The 15,969-nt window shown below is 47.8% G+C and carries 15 protein-coding genes; 9 read left to right on the top strand and 6 right to left on the bottom strand.

The window, feature by feature from the left end:
- The first annotated feature begins 69 nt into the window (after positions 1-69).
- Together NYE45_RS12260 and NYE45_RS12265 are read left to right on the top strand one after the other, a co-directional pair.
- On the top strand, positions 70-348 hold the full coding sequence (locus tag NYE45_RS12260) for a YkgJ family cysteine cluster protein (protein WP_340016824.1): 279 nt from the start codon (positions 70-72) through the stop codon (positions 346-348).
- 75 nt (positions 349-423) lie between these two features.
- Positions 424-627 carry a hypothetical protein gene (locus NYE45_RS12265; protein WP_062834041.1) on the top strand — a complete coding sequence of 68 codons (204 nt, stop codon included), beginning with the start codon at positions 424-426 and terminating at the stop codon, positions 625-627.
- Between the two features lie 128 nt (positions 628-755).
- On the opposite strand, the gene NYE45_RS12270 is transcribed toward NYE45_RS12265, so the two are convergent.
- The 3 genes from NYE45_RS12270 to NYE45_RS12280 form a co-directional block, all read right to left on the bottom strand.
- Positions 756-1,871: an AbrB family transcriptional regulator gene (locus tag NYE45_RS12270; RefSeq protein WP_340016825.1), complete on the bottom strand. Its 1,116-nt coding sequence runs from the start codon at positions 1,869-1,871 to the stop codon at positions 756-758.
- Positions 1,872-2,019: 148 nt separating this feature from the next.
- On the bottom strand, positions 2,020-3,330 hold the full coding sequence (locus NYE45_RS12275) for an MFS transporter (RefSeq protein WP_340016826.1): 1,311 nt from the start codon (positions 3,328-3,330) through the stop codon (positions 2,020-2,022).
- A gap of 77 nt (positions 3,331-3,407) precedes the next feature.
- Positions 3,408-4,112, bottom strand: a complete 705-nt coding sequence (locus NYE45_RS12280; RefSeq protein WP_340016827.1) for an O-methyltransferase — start codon at positions 4,110-4,112, stop codon at positions 3,408-3,410.
- A 139-nt stretch (positions 4,113-4,251) separates the two neighbouring features.
- Here NYE45_RS12280 and NYE45_RS12285 point away from each other — a divergent pair, with 139 nt between their 5' ends.
- On the top strand, positions 4,252-5,148 hold the full coding sequence (locus NYE45_RS12285; protein WP_340016828.1) for a LysR family transcriptional regulator: 897 nt from the start codon (positions 4,252-4,254) through the stop codon (positions 5,146-5,148).
- A 42-nt stretch (positions 5,149-5,190) separates the two neighbouring features.
- Here NYE45_RS12285 and NYE45_RS12290 read toward each other — a convergent pair whose 3' ends face one another.
- Together NYE45_RS12290 and NYE45_RS12295 are read right to left on the bottom strand one after the other, a co-directional pair.
- The gene (locus tag NYE45_RS12290) at positions 5,191-5,910 is read right to left on the bottom strand and encodes a YoaK family protein (RefSeq protein ID WP_340016829.1); all 720 of its coding nucleotides are present in this window, start codon (positions 5,908-5,910) and stop codon (positions 5,191-5,193) included.
- Between the two features lie 84 nt (positions 5,911-5,994).
- Entirely contained in the window at positions 5,995-6,870 is an 876-nt protein-coding gene (locus NYE45_RS12295; RefSeq protein WP_340016830.1) for a prolyl oligopeptidase family serine peptidase, read from the bottom strand.
- A gap of 243 nt (positions 6,871-7,113) precedes the next feature.
- Between NYE45_RS12295 and NYE45_RS12300 the strand changes: the two genes are divergently transcribed.
- Both NYE45_RS12300 and NYE45_RS12305 read left to right on the top strand, forming a co-directional pair.
- Positions 7,114-7,857: a GTP pyrophosphokinase family protein gene (locus NYE45_RS12300; RefSeq protein WP_062834047.1), complete on the top strand. Its 744-nt coding sequence runs from the start codon at positions 7,114-7,116 to the stop codon at positions 7,855-7,857.
- Between the two features lie 6 nt (positions 7,858-7,863).
- Positions 7,864-9,099 (top strand): multidrug effflux MFS transporter, encoded by a 1,236-nt coding sequence (locus NYE45_RS12305; protein WP_340016831.1) that lies wholly within the window; start codon positions 7,864-7,866, stop codon positions 9,097-9,099.
- A gap of 147 nt (positions 9,100-9,246) precedes the next feature.
- On the opposite strand, the gene NYE45_RS12310 is transcribed toward NYE45_RS12305, so the two are convergent.
- Positions 9,247-9,897: a hypothetical protein gene (locus tag NYE45_RS12310; RefSeq protein ID WP_340016832.1), complete on the bottom strand. Its 651-nt coding sequence runs from the start codon at positions 9,895-9,897 to the stop codon at positions 9,247-9,249.
- A gap of 436 nt (positions 9,898-10,333) precedes the next feature.
- Here NYE45_RS12310 and NYE45_RS12315 point away from each other — a divergent pair, with 436 nt between their 5' ends.
- The 4 genes from NYE45_RS12315 to NYE45_RS12330 all read left to right on the top strand — a co-directional run bounded on the left by NYE45_RS12315 (position 10,334) and on the right by NYE45_RS12330 (position 15,788).
- Positions 10,334-11,311, top strand: coding sequence for an ABC transporter substrate-binding protein (locus tag NYE45_RS12315; RefSeq protein WP_340016833.1), 978 nt, complete (start codon positions 10,334-10,336; stop codon positions 11,309-11,311).
- 157 nt (positions 11,312-11,468) lie between these two features.
- Positions 11,469-12,089 carry a flavin reductase family protein gene (locus tag NYE45_RS12320; RefSeq protein WP_340016834.1) on the top strand — a complete coding sequence of 207 codons (621 nt, stop codon included), beginning with the start codon at positions 11,469-11,471 and terminating at the stop codon, positions 12,087-12,089.
- A 240-nt stretch (positions 12,090-12,329) separates the two neighbouring features.
- Positions 12,330-13,484, top strand: a complete 1,155-nt coding sequence (locus NYE45_RS12325; RefSeq protein WP_340016835.1) for a type III polyketide synthase — start codon at positions 12,330-12,332, stop codon at positions 13,482-13,484.
- A 51-nt stretch (positions 13,485-13,535) separates the two neighbouring features.
- On the top strand, positions 13,536-15,788 hold the full coding sequence (locus tag NYE45_RS12330; protein ID WP_340016836.1) for an MMPL family transporter: 2,253 nt from the start codon (positions 13,536-13,538) through the stop codon (positions 15,786-15,788).
- Positions 15,789-15,969 lie beyond the last annotated feature (181 nt).

Consider the following 15,969-nt stretch of genomic DNA (forward strand, 5'->3'; position numbering starts at 1 on the left):
ATAAAAGGTAGTTCAAAGACGATTTTTTTGAACACGTATTGTAAGTATTAAAATTAGGAGGGAATATGTATGGAATGCAGGACAGGCTGCGCCGCATGTTGTATCGCGATTTCAATATCATCACCGATACCGGGCATGGCTCATGGCAAGCCGGCAGGTGTACGCTGTGTGCAGCTTACCGATGATAATCGCTGTGGAATTTTTGGCCAAAAAGAGCGTCCTGCTGTATGCAGTGGATTGCAGGCTGAGGAAGAGATGTGCGGTAGCACCGATCAGGAAGCCTTTGATATTCTGACCTGGTTGGAGCAAGAAACCGCACCGACCTTAATTGCACCGCATGTAATGTGAATGACTTGTTTTAATTAAATAGGATATTTATACTTAATATGGAAGAAGGTCGATCAGAGAGGAGACTCGAATAGAATGGGGTTTGTTAAACGTTTTGTATTGGTTGTTGTGAATATGATCGGAGAGTTATGGATGGGCTTTTACCGACGTAACTCGGATTATTATGACCATCAGACTTCGGAGTCCAAGAGCAAGATTGGGTATTATGCATTTATTATTGGAGCAACGGTAGTTACGGTGGGTATTGTGGGCTGGATGTACAACCGAATTTATTCTTAAGTATTTATTTGATTTCAAATTGAATGAGAGCAAATACTGAAGTTGAGTCTGTACAAGTAAAATAGAGTATCCGCAGGATGTGACATCAAGTGGATACTCTATTCGGCATGGGATCAGACAAAATATGATCATTGAAGTGAGGGCGCTGATTTCTTTTCTTTTAACATATGTACGAGAATCATCTTCAGTACGGAAGAGACGATGAAGAAGATAAACAGGATGCGGAACAACTGATATCCGGATACAACCGAAAGGTCAGCATTCACTTCATGTGCCATAATACTCATCTGATCCATGCCGCCAGGGGCCATACTGAGTAGCGAGGTTGCCGCCGAGAGAGAGAACACATTCATTAACAGATAACTCAATCCAAGCGCACCAACAATGAGCAGTACACTGCTAATCACCGCTAGGGTCACTGTTTGTGTCTTACGTTGCAACTGTTCCGGCTTGAGCATCAGTCCAACGTGACTGCCTATCATCAATTGCGATACGTTCAGCAGGGAGGTTGGCAGACTGGGCGTGTGCATGGCTGTACTTAATTGGATGACACACATAACGATCATGGGACCCAGCATAAAGGCCGTAGGAAACCGGAGTTTGCGTGCAACCCATGCACCAGCTACACAGAGCGGAGCATAGAGGAGGATCTCGGGGAAAAGGGCTCCCCACGTTGCTATGTCAATGAGCGGCTGACCTGAACTGCCACCTGCGGTACCTCCAATCCACGGACTGAACAGCAGGAACGGAACACAGAAGACAATCATGATCAGCCGAGTCACCTGCAAAAAGGTAACCAGCGTCAGATTGATGGATTTCATCTCTTCTGCAAGGGACACCATCTGGGATAGTCCTCCTGGAATGCTGCCAACCAGCAGCGAGGGGAAGTCAAAGTCGGTTACCTTCGATGCGATGTAGGCCGTAAGCACACACAATCCGATTAACAGCAAGGTCATCAGCAGCATCATGGGAAGTTGTTGCAGAATGCCGTGCAGTGCCTCTTCTGTTAAGGTGAGTCCAATTGAATAGCCAACGATCAGAATGCCATAGTCCCGGATGGAGGCAGGCCACATAAGCGGCCATTTGGCGACTTGGGAACCAAGCAGCATGAATACCATTGGCCCAAGCAACCACGGGATTGGTGTATGAATGGCTGTGAACAGCAATCCGCCAAGAACAGAGACACCCAGACTAAGAAAAAACCGAAAGACAACGTAGGAACCGAGCTTGCGCATCAGTTCCATCCGTTTAGCCTACCGGTTGAATGAGGTGGTATGAGATTCAGGTATGCATTCAGGTTCAATGAAAGAATCATGTTCATGTGTGATCACTCCTGATGATGAGATACGTTGCGTTATCTGCGGAACAACCAAGCTGCTTCTGTTCAACTTATCAAGATCCTGCAAGAGCCGTAGCGGAAGGCTTGGGTTCTCTGAACATTACATAATACATCAGTGATGAAATAACGTATAGACTGCCTGTGATGCTGAATGTGATCGCGTAACCCCAATACGTTCCGTACGTGGTAACCAGATAGGATTGCACAGGTCCCATGGTCGCCCAACCAATCATGAATGAGGTCTGCATTAGTGAATTGGCAATGCCGCGGCGTTTGTCTGATATTCGATCCACCAGTATGGCTGAATGAATGGGATTGGCTGCGTTCATCAATGCTTGTCTGAATAAGAAACTCAGCGAGGCGATGAACAACAGATTGGTGAAGCCTGTTAATAGAAGGAAGGGCAGCGACATGACCTGGAAAATGACAACAGCTCGTACGCTCCCGACCTTTGCTGCCAAAGTAGGACCAATCAGCATGGATACAATCGTCATAATCTGACCGAGTGCAATCAACAGGCTCATGCCGCTCAGAGAAACCGAGAACCGATTGGTGAAATACAGATTCAGATAAGGTACAACCAGTCCTGAGCCTAATCCGATTAATAACTGGGTCACTACAAACTGACCAATCAGTCGGGAATCTTTTTTCTTCGTGATCAAATCGTCCGTGCTTAGGGTACTCGTTGAACTTTCTTTTAGATCTGCATTGGGCTGAAGAACCGGTTGAGCCGGAATTGTTGTCTGCGTAGCAGCCGTGCCTTCGGTTACAAATAACAGTGGAATAAACGCAGCCAGTGTTGCTGCACCACCTATAAATAAAACCGTCTGTAATCCGCTCACTTTGGCGAGTCCTGCCGTATGTAACAAATCTGCGAATACGCCGCCACCCAGGCTACCAAGCACCTGGGAAGCGAGCACAAGGGAAGAATAATAACTGAACATCTTAAGCCGCTGGCTTTTCTTGACGTTTTCTGCCAGATAAGGAATGGCGAGTACCTGGAATACACCAGCGAAAAGGCCAGAGAATACCGCAAACCAGATCAGTCCGGTAGCCGAATAATCGAAGGAGCGTCCGATCAGAAAGATTCCGCTGAATAACGCCCCCGTAATGAGTAGCCGCTTGCGACTGAACAGATCACCGCATAGACCGATAGGAACAAACATAATGGCTGTTGCGAGTGATTGAATACTTACAATCTGGCCGTTCATTGTATCATTATAGCCCAGACCCTGAATGTACAGATTGTACAAGACAGAGAACATGCCATTTCCGATCTGATACAGGATGCTAGCCAGGAAAAACAGTTGAATATTGCGGGACCAGCCGCGAATTTCATCATGAATATGTCGTAAAACTCTCAAGTGGTTCCCTCCAGTCTGCCTGTGCAGTGATTCCAGTTTAACAGGAAAGGAGAGTTTGCGGAAGAATTGACCACTGTTTATTTTGGTATAGGGGTATCAATCACACGAGCGATGACGAATCCATCGTAACCTTTGCTACCGACGGTTTGCAGTGCCGTAGCTTCAAGCCGAGGGTGTTCGGCAATCATCTGCAGGAAGGCTCGAACGCCTTGAACTCTGGGGTCCGTGCTGTCCGCTCGGATCACTTCGCCGTCCCTGACAATATTGTCACCAACAATGAGACTCCCCGGCCGAGTCAGTCGTAGGGCCCATCTCAGATAATCGGGATTACTCGGTTTGTCCGCATCGATGAAGATCATATCAAAAGGTTCCCTGTATTCTTCCTTAACATCGGGAAGGGTGGTCAGGGCAGGACCAACTCTCAGGTCGACCTTGTGCATTAGTCCTGCACGTGTGAGATTGGCACGTGCCAAGTCCGCATGGTGTGGTTCGGATTCCAGTGAGACGATGTGTCCATGTTCAGGTAGCGCTCTTGCCATCCAGATGGTACTGTACCCACCCAGTGTGCCGATTTCAAGTACACGGGATGCACCTTGGATTTGAAGCAGGAGCTGGAGTAACTTTCCTTGATTCGGTGTTACGTCATGAGCGGGCAGTCCAGCTTCGGCATTGGTTTGCAGTGTTTGCTCCAGCAAGGTATCCGAGGGAATCAGCAGATTATTCATGTAGTCGTCGACTTGAGTCCAGGTATGCTGAGAGTTGTTCGTATTTATATTTTTCATTTTCACATGTTCCTTTCCTTGTCTCTTGTATTGGATTTCATAACTCAACTATAAATGGAGTCGATATATAAATAAAATATATAATATGTATGTTAATATAACTTTAGATTATGCATTTGACATGGAAGAGGTGTAGCACATGAATCTGCATGGATTACGATTATTTCATGCCATCGTGAGATATGGCGGGGTCACTCGTGCCGCAGAGGAATTGAATATTAGTCAGCCAGCGGTATCTTCCCAGGTGAAGAAGTTTGAGCGTGAACTGGGAATTCGACTTTTTGTTTCGGAGGGAAGAAGATTGGTGCTTACGGATGCTGGGATGCAGTTAACAAGTTATGCCGAGCGTCTGTTCATGCTGGAGCAGGATGTCGAGAATTTTGTGCAGGATTTTCGCGAGGGCAAGAAAGGAATGATCCGTCTTACGGCAACTTACTTGCCTTCGAATTTTCTACTGCCGGCCTGGATTGCGCGGTTCAAGCAGATGCATGAGGATGTGGAGCTGGTTGTGAGCACAACCAACACCCGGATGGCTTTTGACCAGTTGCTTCGCTACGAGGCAGAGATTGCAGTGTATGGTGGAAGTGGAATCACACATTCGGGTGTCCAATGGGACGAATTGTTTGACGATGAGATGTGGTTTGTTGTGCATCCAGACCATCCGTATGCGGGCAAAGAAATTGAGCTGCATGAGATGGTGGCAGAACCGTTCATTATGCGCGAAGAAGGCAGTGCCACACGTGAGCGGCTAGTGTCCCTTTGCACCACAAATAACCTGGCCGCTCCCCGCATTGAGCTTCAGTTCAACGGGCTGAACGAAACGATTAGTGCGGTGAAGGCAGGTTATGGGGCCAACTTTATATCTTCTTTGGTTGTGAAGGAAGATGTGCATCAAGGCAGGCTGGCACGTGTGTACGTTCGAGGTGTACAACTGAGAAATACGATTGCCGTATGTACAAGAGCAGGGGAAGTGTTGTCGCCTGCTGCACAGCAACTGGTCAAGTTTATCCGCCAAGAGGCTGCTTTGATGAAATAAATAGCGTGATTGTACTTAAAAATGAATAGGTTACTTTTTCGACTACTTGCTTTCACCTTGTTGTGGACTACCCCATGCATGTAATCGGGCATAAAGGGTTACGCCGCCAATGGTCAGGACAGGAATCCAGACGGCGACCATGGGTACACGGTGGAACAGTAACGCGGCTACAATGACGCCAACCAAATAGATAACAACAGCACCTGCACGAAGGTAGGAGTCTGTAGATAAGGCTGTGACCAGTGATCGGATATTGGCATGTCGCAGCCTCTTAAGGATGCTTACGGTGTCCTCAACCACAGCGGCGAGATTATTGGTGAGCACGGTTGTTGAGATGCCGGCTATTCCAATTCGGCGTGCTGCAGTCGTTTGCATCCCCATGGCGATGGCTAGTATGACAATTAAGAGATAAGACAGTTGTTCTGAAAATGGACTAATCATGGCGATCGCGAACAGCAGGAGCAATATGCTTTCAACAGTAAATACGGCTGTGACCTTAGAGGACCAGCCATTTTTGGTCTGCACATGTCCAACCATATGTGCTGCAATGGCATTTCCGGCAATAAAACCGATGAGGGCTAGCAGTGACCGCAACACGACAAATTCCTGCGCACGGGCGATGGCAATACCGAGCAGTACAATATTTCCCGTCATATTGGCTGTGAGCACATGTCCGAGTCCCAAATATCCAATCAGATCGACCATCCCCGCAGACATACATAGCAGGAGCATCGCGTACTTTTGGAGGGTGTTTTGATTCATCATATCCGTCCTTTCAAAAAACGTAACCCCTCCAGTATACAGCCATAACGCAGGATTCTTCAAAATGAAATTCATGGCGCGGGACTATGGTGCCGTAAGCCAATCAAACATATTGTTCACCGCTGACTCATGTATTCTCTGGTGAAAATGATGATCCTGCCCGCCATAGGCGTGAAACGTAACGTTAGCACCTCCGCGCTTCAGCCAGTGATACATTCGAGTTCCGTGACTATAGTTCACCTGTGTATCTGATGTACCGTGCATGATTAGTACAGGGCAAGAGAGTTTGTTTGCATTCGACAGGGGAGATCGGGCGAGATAAGCTTCCGGAACTGCGCGCGGGGAACCACCCAGCACCCGTTTTAATGTGCGCCTCAGGTCGGTTCGTTCATGGTAAGTGCGTTCGACATCGGCGACACCGCTCCAAAGAACTAGCTTATGTACTTTGTCCGGTCCTTCATTGTAGACAGTCGCGGTATGTACGGCATTAATCGCTCCTCGGGAGAAGCCCATTAAAGATATCCGAGTCGAGTCAGCGAAAGGCAAACGCTGAACCAACCGGTAAGCCGCATGCACATCTTCGGCATCTCTTCCGCCATACTCGTCACGTCCTTCACCGCCTTCGTTACCACGATAGGATGGAGCGAACACGATATAACCTTTCTGTACAAATTGCTCAAGCCAAACGGTATTAACCCCGCCATAGCTGCCAAGTCCGCCGCGACAATAGATTAGTACCGGCCACTGTTCCGGTATGTTATCCGTATCATGCATTGTTGTAGCAGGGTAGTGGCTGGCGAGCGGCTGTAGATGTAGAGACTTATGTATGGAAGCGAAGTCCGGAAAGGTAGAGAAGTCAGAGAATGGATGAGAAGTTTCATCTGTGAGAGCAGATAACGAACAACCGTGTGGCAGAAATAAATAAGCTTTAACCCGAAGCGTATCGGACGAATACGTCACTTGATAGAGCAGGAAAATCCACCTCTTTTATTAGTAATAACGGGCCAAATGACAGGGATGCTTCTATATGATGCACGTAAAATAAGATCCCATACCTTCCGGCCCAATCGCCAGCCCGAATGTGAGAAATTCGTTTATTGGCTCCATATGATTTATAATGGTTCAGGAGACATGTGGATTGACCGCTGTCCTCATATTTATAAAACTAACTTTAGTGTGCAGAAAGAAAGGGAGAAAGCTATGATGAACGCTCCACATCCAATTGATCAATTCAAGAAATTTAAATATGAAATTACCAGATTTATGATGATCTATAAATTTGCTCTGGATCAAATGGAGACCAAGATTGAAGTCCTGAAGGAAGAGTTCCAGTCTCTGCATGATTACAGTCCAATTGAGCATACGAAGTCCAGACTGAAGTCACCTGAGAGCATTATGAACAAGATGTTCCGCAAAAATCATGAGTTAACGTTTGAGAGCATCAAGCAAAATATCAAGGATATCGCCGGGGTGCGGATTACATGTTCCTTTATCTCGGACATCTATCGCATTAAGGATATGCTGTGCAATCAGAGTGACTTGCGTGTGTTGGAGGTCAAAGACTACATCGAAAATCCGAAGCCAAATGGCTACCAAAGTCTTCACTTGCTAGTCGAAGTGCCTGTGTACATGTCCAATGGTGAGGAACGAGCTTGTGTGGAGATCCAGATTCGTACAATCGCGATGGATTTCTGGGCGAGTCTGGAGCATAAGATTTTTTATAAATACAATAAAGATGTTCCCGAGCATTTGACCAGAGAACTGAAAAGTGCGGCAGACTCTGCCAATGCGCTGGATCAGCAGATGGAACGACTTCACCGGGAAATTCAAGAGATCAAAGACGCCGAGAACGAGCGGGATGAAGAAGAACTGCGCCGTATTATTATTAACAACCAACAGTTCACACTGCCGTCCAACTTGCTCAAGCTGCTGGGTAGCGGGGAGTAGTACTCGATGAAAAGTACAACAGCCTCATTGAACACGAATTCCACATCGCGTGTGCGAATGGCATTAATTCTGGGGACGCTGTCGGCCTTCGGGCCGTTGTCCCTAGATATGTATTTGCCCGCATTGCCCACGCTGGCTGATGAGTTCGGCTCATCTACCTCGTATGCTCAGCTCAGTCTGACGGCGTGTATGATTGGACTTGCAGTTGGTCAGTTGCTTGCAGGACCTTTAAGTGATGTACGTGGTCGGCGAACACCGCTCATCGCAGGGCTTGTACTCTATACCATCGCTTCTATACTCTGCCTGGTCAGCCCCACGATGGGCTCTTTTGTTGTGCTGCGATTCATTCAGGGGGTAGCCGGAGCGGCCGGTATTGTCATCTCGCGAGCAATCGTCAGAGACGTATACTCGGGCCCGGAACTGACACGGTTCTTCTCCCTGTTAATGCTGATTAACGGCGTAGCCCCGATTGCGGCACCGATCATTGGTGGACAGTTGTTGACATATACGTCGTGGCGCGGCGTGTTTATTTTGTTGAGTCTCATCGGTATACTAACGCTGTTTGCTGTCATTTTCGGTCTTGGAGAGACACTGCCTTCCAACCGCAGATCAAGTGGGGGATTGAAGCAGACCTTGATTACGTTTCGCCAAATCGCAGGGGATCGTCAGTTTATGGGTTATGCGTTAACCCAGGGCTTCGTAGCAGCTGGCATGTTTGCCTACATATCCGGTTCACCGTTTGTGCTTCAGAAAATATATGGGGTATCCCCGCAAATGTTCAGTGTTTGCTTCGCCATTAACGGGCTAGGCATTATTCTGGCTAGTCAGATTGCTGGCAGACTTGCAGGGAAAGTATCTGAAACCCGCCTGTTAATTGCGGGGCTGCTAACCGCGGCGCTGGGAGGAACTTCACTGCTCATCGCGATCCTGGCGGGAGGCAATCTGATCTCTGTGCTGATTCCGTTATTTTTGGTGGTATCCAGTGTCGGGTTGGTCAATACCGCGTCCTTCGCCCTGGCTATGGCCAATCAGGAGAAGTCGGCAGGCAGTGCGTCTGCACTTATAGGAGTGATGACGTTCCTGTTTGGAGGTATTGTCGCTCCGCTCGTAGGTCTGGGAGGAGAAGGAACAGCTGTGCCAATGGGAATCGTTATCGCGTGTGCTGATCTCGGTGCATTGGTGATATATTTCTTAATGGTCAGTAGAGGCAGGAAGCGTCAGAACGATCCGCCACTGAGTTAAAAGTACTGATTCTGTACGCCGTAATATTGTGGAGTTTAGTTGGCAAGTTTACTTCTGTTTAAAAGAACGAATAAAGAGCCCCACTTGGAAGGAATCATGCTTCCAAGTGGGGCTCTTGCTTGTAGGTAAGGCAGGGTAAGGACAGGTTTAGCAGAGCGCAAACAAAATCTGTGTATTCAACAGAATACCTGGCGTCTGGAATGGATAGAAGTATCCCACTACAAAACCAAACAGATTAATGGCAGGCCACATCAGGTAGACATCATTGTAAGTGAATACAAGGGACCATCGGTTGTAGCAAAAGTTGGGCAGTGCACGTTCTTCATTATCCCGAGGTGCCACTGCACCCGTTTGTGCAAATTGCACGGCTTGAGTGAGACTTTGTGGCTGTTGCTGGAGGAAGAGCGGAAGCAGACCCGGGCTGCTTTTGATCAGGTTATACAGAAAAAGCATTTCTGCCGGAGGCTGACCTACCGGACGAGGATAGGCACTAAGCAGCGTAGGCAGATTGCCTTGAGCCAGTTGCGCAGGTACGCCCGGTGCTGTACCTGGGATTGTACCCGGAATGCCTCCAGGGATATATGGACCTGGTCCTCCGCCTGGAATGAATGGAGGATAGGAGCCTTGGCCGCCAGGTATACCAGGAAATGTCGGACCTCCCGGTGTGCCGCCACCTCCACCACCTGGGAACAGTGGAGGCAGTTGAAATGAACGGTCTTCTCCATAGCCTAAGTAAGGGTTATATTCGTAATACATGTACAGAACATCCTTCCTGTCGTCGTATTCTGCATTCAGCATATGGCGGCATCCGCCTATAGGTGAATGCCGTCAAGAAGATTTTATATGATCTATATAGTTGAATTAATCATTTACACAAAACGAAGAGGATAGAAAAAACCTGAGAAAGCGAAGCGTTCGCCTTTATCACCGGATTTTCCCTTGAGAAAGGGGAATCGAAAAAATCTGGGGATAACAGCGATTGGAAGGTTGTTCTATCATCGAAGTGTCAGTGTAAATAATCTTTAGTTCAACTTTATAGCGCAGAGCATAATCGAATTGACAAGTGAACTGATAACAATTATCATTGTCAATGGAATTAGACAAAAGTACATACGGATATTATATGTATCAATAATAGTATCAATATTTTTGAACGTAGATATCTGTCATAATAACGCCGAATAAGGTGTTCATATTGAAAGGGGTTAATAAAGTGTTAAAGAGAAATAGAAAGATGATTATGCTTCTAATTACGGTGATGGTCATGTCCATCTGGTTAGCAGCGTGTGGAGCGAAGCCTGCAGAGAACGGAGCAGCAGGAGAGAACGATACAACAACGGAGACAGAGACGCAAACAGAAGCCCCGACAGAACGCACATTAACAGATGCAATGGGACACGAAGTAACCATCCCGGCTAATCCGGAGCGCGTTATCGCATCTTATCTGGAAGACCATCTCGTTACACTCGGTGTTAAGCCAGCAGCACAGTGGTCCATCAACAACGGCAGTGGCTTGCAGGATTATCTGCAAAACGATCTCAATGGCATACCTGGTATTGCAAGTGACCTACCTTTTGAAGCGATGGCGAGCTTTTCACCAGATCTGATCATTATGGGTTCTGAAAGTACAGTTGAAGGGGAGAAATATGAACAGTACAACAAAATTGCCCCTACGTATGTCCTCGGAGATGAGGTTAACAAGGATTGGCGTCAGGCTTTGCTCAAGATCGGCGAGATTTTGAACAAATCGGATGTAGCACAGAAGGCGCTTGACGAGTATGATGCCAAGGCAAAAGAAATCAAAGAAAAAGTAACTGCTGTCACTGGTGGAACAAAATCTGCTGCGGCGTTGTGGTTGTTCAATAACAAGTTTTATGTTGTAAGCAACAATGTATCCAGTGGTGAAGTGATGTACAATGAACTTGGACTCGCAGAGCCCAATGTCGTAAAGGAAGCATCCGCAAAGGCAACAGGTAACTGGTCTGAGATTTCACTGGAGAAGATCGCAGAAATGGATGCAGACTATCTATTCCTGGTGAACAGTGACAAGGGAGCAGGCTCAGAAGCGTTGCAAGATGCCGTGTGGCAGAGCATTCCTGCTGTGAAGACCGGCAATGTGTTCGAATTTGAAAGCACAAGCAGCTGGTTATATAGCGGTGTTCAAGCCAATACTCAAATTCTTGAAGATATTCAAAGCAGTATTGTGAAGTAACACCAAACCATATGTGAGACATTCGTTTAAACGCTTTGATGCCATTAGCATCAAGGCGTTTTTTTGTTTTTATAACAGATATGGATATATAATAACGAGGAAGTAACGTAAGTGAACCAGTTTAACGTAACATGAGCAGGGAAGGGGATATTTACATATGTATACTTTGGATCCACGTGAAATAACGGGAAGAGACAACTATAAACTGATGAGTGGTTCAGTGGTGCCACGTCCAATTGCTTTTGTGACGACACGTTCAGATGAGAATGGTGTGATTAATGCAGCGCCTTTTAGTTTCTTCAATGTGGTTAGTTCGGACCCACCACTGTTATCCATATCCATTGCACGTAAAGACGGGATCATGAAAGATACCGCACGCAATGTGCTTGCCCATAAAGAACTGGTCGTGCATATCTGTGATGAAGCAATCATAGCCGAAGTGAATGAGACAGCAGCCATACTGGAACCCCACGAAAGTGAGCTTGAGCGGACAAAACTTACTACAGTGCGAAGCACCAAAGTTTCAGTTCCTGGAATTCAGGAAGCACTCATTCGGATGGAGTGCGAGCTGTATCAGCACATTCCGATCACGAACGATGAGGGCAAACCAGCCAGTGATCTGCTGCTAGTACGCATTGTACAGTATCATTTCAGCGAACAAGTCTATAATCCTGATAAGGGCTATATCCTGATGGATCATTTGAAACCAGTCAGCCGACTGGCGGGTAATGATTATGCCAAGCTTGGGGAGAGATTCACAATAATTAGGCCTGAATAGTTCTGACAGATCGAATATTTAATAAGGAATGGGTTTGATCCGGTAGCAAAGGCGGACAGCACGTGCGAAACTCGCATATGTTGTCCGCCTTTGCTTGTTGATATGAACATAAACGTGACAGGGAGTGAATAGACTTGTACTATATCCTGCACATTTCATATGAACCTATTTTATATATAGGTTGTTGAAAAAGCCTAATTTGATTACGAAGGACACGTACTATATAGGGAGGTTAAGCCGATGAACCAGCTTGAGGGAACTACAGGCGCAAGTATTATGGGAATAGGGACGGCGTTGCCAGCCCACCGTATTGAGCAAAAGGATGTGTCTGCCCGTCTCGCACAGGCGCTGGAACATGAGCCGGATGCGAGAAGATGGGCGAAGCGTATCTTTAATCAGTGTGGTGTGGAGACTCGTTATACATGTGAACCAAATCTGCTTGAGCCTGTGGAGGCTTGCCGATATTTACCCTTTACTTCTGCGGAGGAAGTCCCGACTACAACCGAGCGTATGGCCAAATACAAAGCTGCTGCTATTCCACTTGGTCTCGAGGCGGCAGGACAGGCCCTTCACGATGCAGACGTATCTTCCGTGGAACTTACGCATCTCATCACGGTTAGCTGCACGGGGCAATTCCTGCCTGGGCTTGATGTTCGGCTGATCCAGCAGCTTGAACTGTCACCGCAGATCAACCGGATTCCACTGGTGTTTCAAGGATGTGCAGCCGGTCTGAAGGCGATCCAATTGGCGAATTCAATCGTAACGACAGATCAGAAGGCTAAGGTTCTCATCGTGTGTGTTGAACTGTGTACGCTTCACTTCCAGCCATCTGCCAAACGGGACGACCTATATGCTGCATCGTTCTTCGGAGACGGAGCATCTGCCTGTGTCATTGGTGCCTCAGGAACAGGCCGCAATGAATGTTTTCGACTGGCCCGTGGGCACTCGACGCTGCTCCCGGACTGTGCAGAAGAGATGATCTGGGAAGTGGGCAATACAGGCTTTGATCTCTACCTGTCACCTCAGATTCCGAAGCTGCTTGGTTTGCATCTCGGTTCAGAGGTAGAGCGTTTATTGGAGGGAAGTGCTTTACCGGAAATATGGGCGATCCATCCAGGAGGCAGAGGCATCGTGGATGCCGTTCAGAAGCTGTATCAGTTGACAGATGAACAGGTCTCCTACAGTCGAAACATCTTGCGGGATTATGGCAATCTGTCGTCCGTGACGATTCTTTTTGTTCTTCAAGCCATCCGAGAGGGTTACAGACAGAAGGAAGAGCATTCCAGTGGGATAGCGCTAGCCTTTGGCCCGGGACTGACCGCAGAATTACTTCCTTTTACATACATTCCTGTCCCCGTTGCGAATAGAACACCTGTGAATCATGGCATCCAATAGATCGCGAATCACGTAACTGAATTCCCAATCTGATCGCAGAGGAGCTAAGGTATGGGTTATCGCAGACTTGCTGTCCTCATCAGCCGATATCCGCGGTTCATTATTCTCTGCTGGGTGTTTATCATCGGGATGTCAGCGGTCTGGGCGTGGAAGTTACCTGACATTGTACAGGATCACGGGTTGAAACAAGTTCACGGGGATGCGCAAGCGGTTGAGCTTGTTCTGGAGGACGAATTCGGTTCTCCTGCTGATCCGGTTATTCTGGTTTTTGAGAAAAAGGAAAATACCTCACCGTTAGAGTTCCGGCAGTGGATCAGGGATCGTCTGACACAGGTCCAATTGTTGCCTGCGGTAACCTCTATCACATCTCCTCTGGATGCTAGAGAAGGGATGATGCTGCAAGAGCATAGGGCTTATGCCCTCGTGAAGATGGATGTGCCCGCGCATCAGATGGGTCCTCCGCTGAAGCAACTGCGCGCCGTGCTGGCAACAGACGGCCCAGGTACGTTCGAATTGACGGGAAAGGCGGTCGTGCAGCAGGATGTCAATCATCTGAGCTTTCGTGACCTGGAACGGGCAGAGATGGTGGGAATTCCGATTGCCCTGATCGTTCTGTGCTTCGCATTCAGGGGGCTATATGCTGCATGGATTGCCGTCATGATGGGGATTAGTGCTGTGATTACGGCTATGGGGGTCACGTCTCTCCTTGGTTATCATCTGGAACTGTCCAACTTTATCATTAACGTAATTCCCATGGTGGGCATGGCACTCAGTATAGACTTTGCCCTGATCATCCTGAGCAGGTACAGGGAAGAACTTCAGCGTGTCTATAAAGATGAAGACGAAACTAAGGATCAGGGCAGCCTTATGGTTATGCATAGTGAGGCTCTGCGGAGCGAGATTCTTCAGCGAACATTGCGTACAGCAGGCAGAGCGGTGTTGTTCTCGGCAGCTTGCGTGCTCCTTGGACTGTTGGGTCTGCTCTGGATCAGGCTTCCGATGTTTCTGAGTGTATCCTTGGGGGCCATCATCGTTCTGCTCTTATCCCTACTGTTAAATATAACGCTGCTGCCAGCCCTACTGTCACTGTCTGCGGATCGTGTCTTCAGGCGAAATTCAGTCCATTCGTTACCGAGACGTTCGGTCTGGCATAGATGGTCAGCGATGGTCATGAAACGACCAGTCAGAATGGCCATCGGAGGTACGGTTGTGCTGCTCATGTGTGTATATCCAGTGACCCGGCTGGAACTGTCCATCCCGGATGCCTCTTCACTGCCAGAGAGAATGGAGTCCCGCCAGGCAGCAGAGCAGTTTAAGCATGATTTGGGACAAAAGGATACCTCCACCATCGAGATGGTGATTGGCGGACAGCAGGAGCTGTTGACTGCTTCGCACTGGCAGATGGCCCACAACAAAGCACATCAACTTCTGCAGGACTCGGGCGTATTGAGCATTATTTCACCATGGGGTCTGTTACAGCCGGATCAAAATAGTGTGCAAAGCCAAAACCATTTTCGAATTTCACCGTCATCGCTTACATCTTCCATAGAAGGCAAGGAGTCAACAAGGAAGGCATGGCTGCGTTCAACGGTTTCTGATCATTCAATTCGATTGGTAGCCACCGTGCGTGGGGAGCCCGGTTCGGAACAGATCGCAGACTGGCTGGAACGAATGAGGAAGAGCGATCATGCCCTGGGTTTCAACGACGTAAAACTACGTTATGGTGGTGAAGCTGCGAAACAACATGAAATTATGCAGGAAGTTACAAGTCAACTGCCCAAAGTGCTGGTATTTGTAGTAGTCACCAATTATCTTGTGCTACTGGCAGCATTCCGATCGCTGCTCATTCCAATCAAGGCGATTGTGATGAATCTGCTCAGTTTAGCGGCTTCATTTGGCATATTGGTGTGGGTGTTTAATGAGGGCCATCTGGGGATGGAGCCGTCAGCCATTGCCATTATGATTCCGGTATTCATTGCAGGATTGGTGTTTGGCATATCCATGGATTATGGTGTGTTTATGCTCAGCCGGATTCAGGAAGTCTATAGACGAACCGGAGACAGTGATGTGGCCGTCCAACAGGGATTGGCTTCAACGGGGCGTCTGGTTACATCCGCGGCGGCCATTCTGCTTGCGGTGACCGTACCGTTTGCTTTTGCAGAAGTTGCAGGTGTGAGACAGTTAGGGATTGGGATATCCGCCGCGGTATTGATTGACGTTACTCTGATCCGTCTAATACTGGTACCCGCACTGATGAAGTTGATGGGCCGGTGGAACTGGTGGTTGCCGGGTCAGATCAAATGAAGGATATTTCCGAAGCCCAAAAGCAGGCCAGGAATATCCTTTTTTTGGCTGGAAATCATGTGAATCCATCCAAAACAGGCAAACATGTTCAATTCTTGGACAAGTTAAAGTCCTATAATGGATGGGATCAATTCCTTATGACGGTCTTTCATCTACGTTATCCTACGAAAAACAGGAGGGA

The organism is Paenibacillus sp. FSL K6-1318 (assembly GCF_037976905.1).
In the GTDB taxonomy this organism is placed as follows: domain Bacteria; phylum Bacillota; class Bacilli; order Paenibacillales; family Paenibacillaceae; genus Paenibacillus; species Paenibacillus amylolyticus_A.

Bases quoted from the DNA above. Each gene is read 5' to 3' on its own strand.
- NYE45_RS12270 (WP_340016825.1), bottom strand. From the start codon at position 1,871: ATGGAACTGATGCGCAAGCTCGGTTCCTACGTTGTCTTTCGGTTTTTT.
- NYE45_RS12305 (WP_340016831.1), top strand. From the start codon at position 7,864: ATGAAAAGTACAACAGCCTCATTGAACACGAATTCCACATCGCGTGTG.
- NYE45_RS12300 (WP_062834047.1), top strand. From the start codon at position 7,114: ATGAACGCTCCACATCCAATTGATCAATTCAAGAAATTTAAATATGAA.
- NYE45_RS12260 (WP_340016824.1), top strand. From the start codon at position 70: ATGGAATGCAGGACAGGCTGCGCCGCATGTTGTATCGCGATTTCAATA.
- NYE45_RS12265 (WP_062834041.1), top strand. From the start codon at position 424: ATGGGGTTTGTTAAACGTTTTGTATTGGTTGTTGTGAATATGATCGGA.
- NYE45_RS12310 (WP_340016832.1), bottom strand. From the start codon at position 9,897: ATGCTGAATGCAGAATACGACGACAGGAAGGATGTTCTGTACATGTAT.
- NYE45_RS12285 (WP_340016828.1), top strand. From the start codon at position 4,252: ATGAATCTGCATGGATTACGATTATTTCATGCCATCGTGAGATATGGC.
- NYE45_RS12330 (WP_340016836.1), top strand. From the start codon at position 13,536: ATGGGTTATCGCAGACTTGCTGTCCTCATCAGCCGATATCCGCGGTTC.
- NYE45_RS12290 (WP_340016829.1), bottom strand. From the start codon at position 5,910: ATGAATCAAAACACCCTCCAAAAGTACGCGATGCTCCTGCTATGTATG.
- NYE45_RS12320 (WP_340016834.1), top strand. From the start codon at position 11,469: ATGTATACTTTGGATCCACGTGAAATAACGGGAAGAGACAACTATAAA.
- NYE45_RS12315 (WP_340016833.1), top strand. From the start codon at position 10,334: ATGATTATGCTTCTAATTACGGTGATGGTCATGTCCATCTGGTTAGCA.
- NYE45_RS12325 (WP_340016835.1), top strand. From the start codon at position 12,330: ATGAACCAGCTTGAGGGAACTACAGGCGCAAGTATTATGGGAATAGGG.
- NYE45_RS12280 (WP_340016827.1), bottom strand. From the start codon at position 4,112: ATGAAAAATATAAATACGAACAACTCTCAGCATACCTGGACTCAAGTC.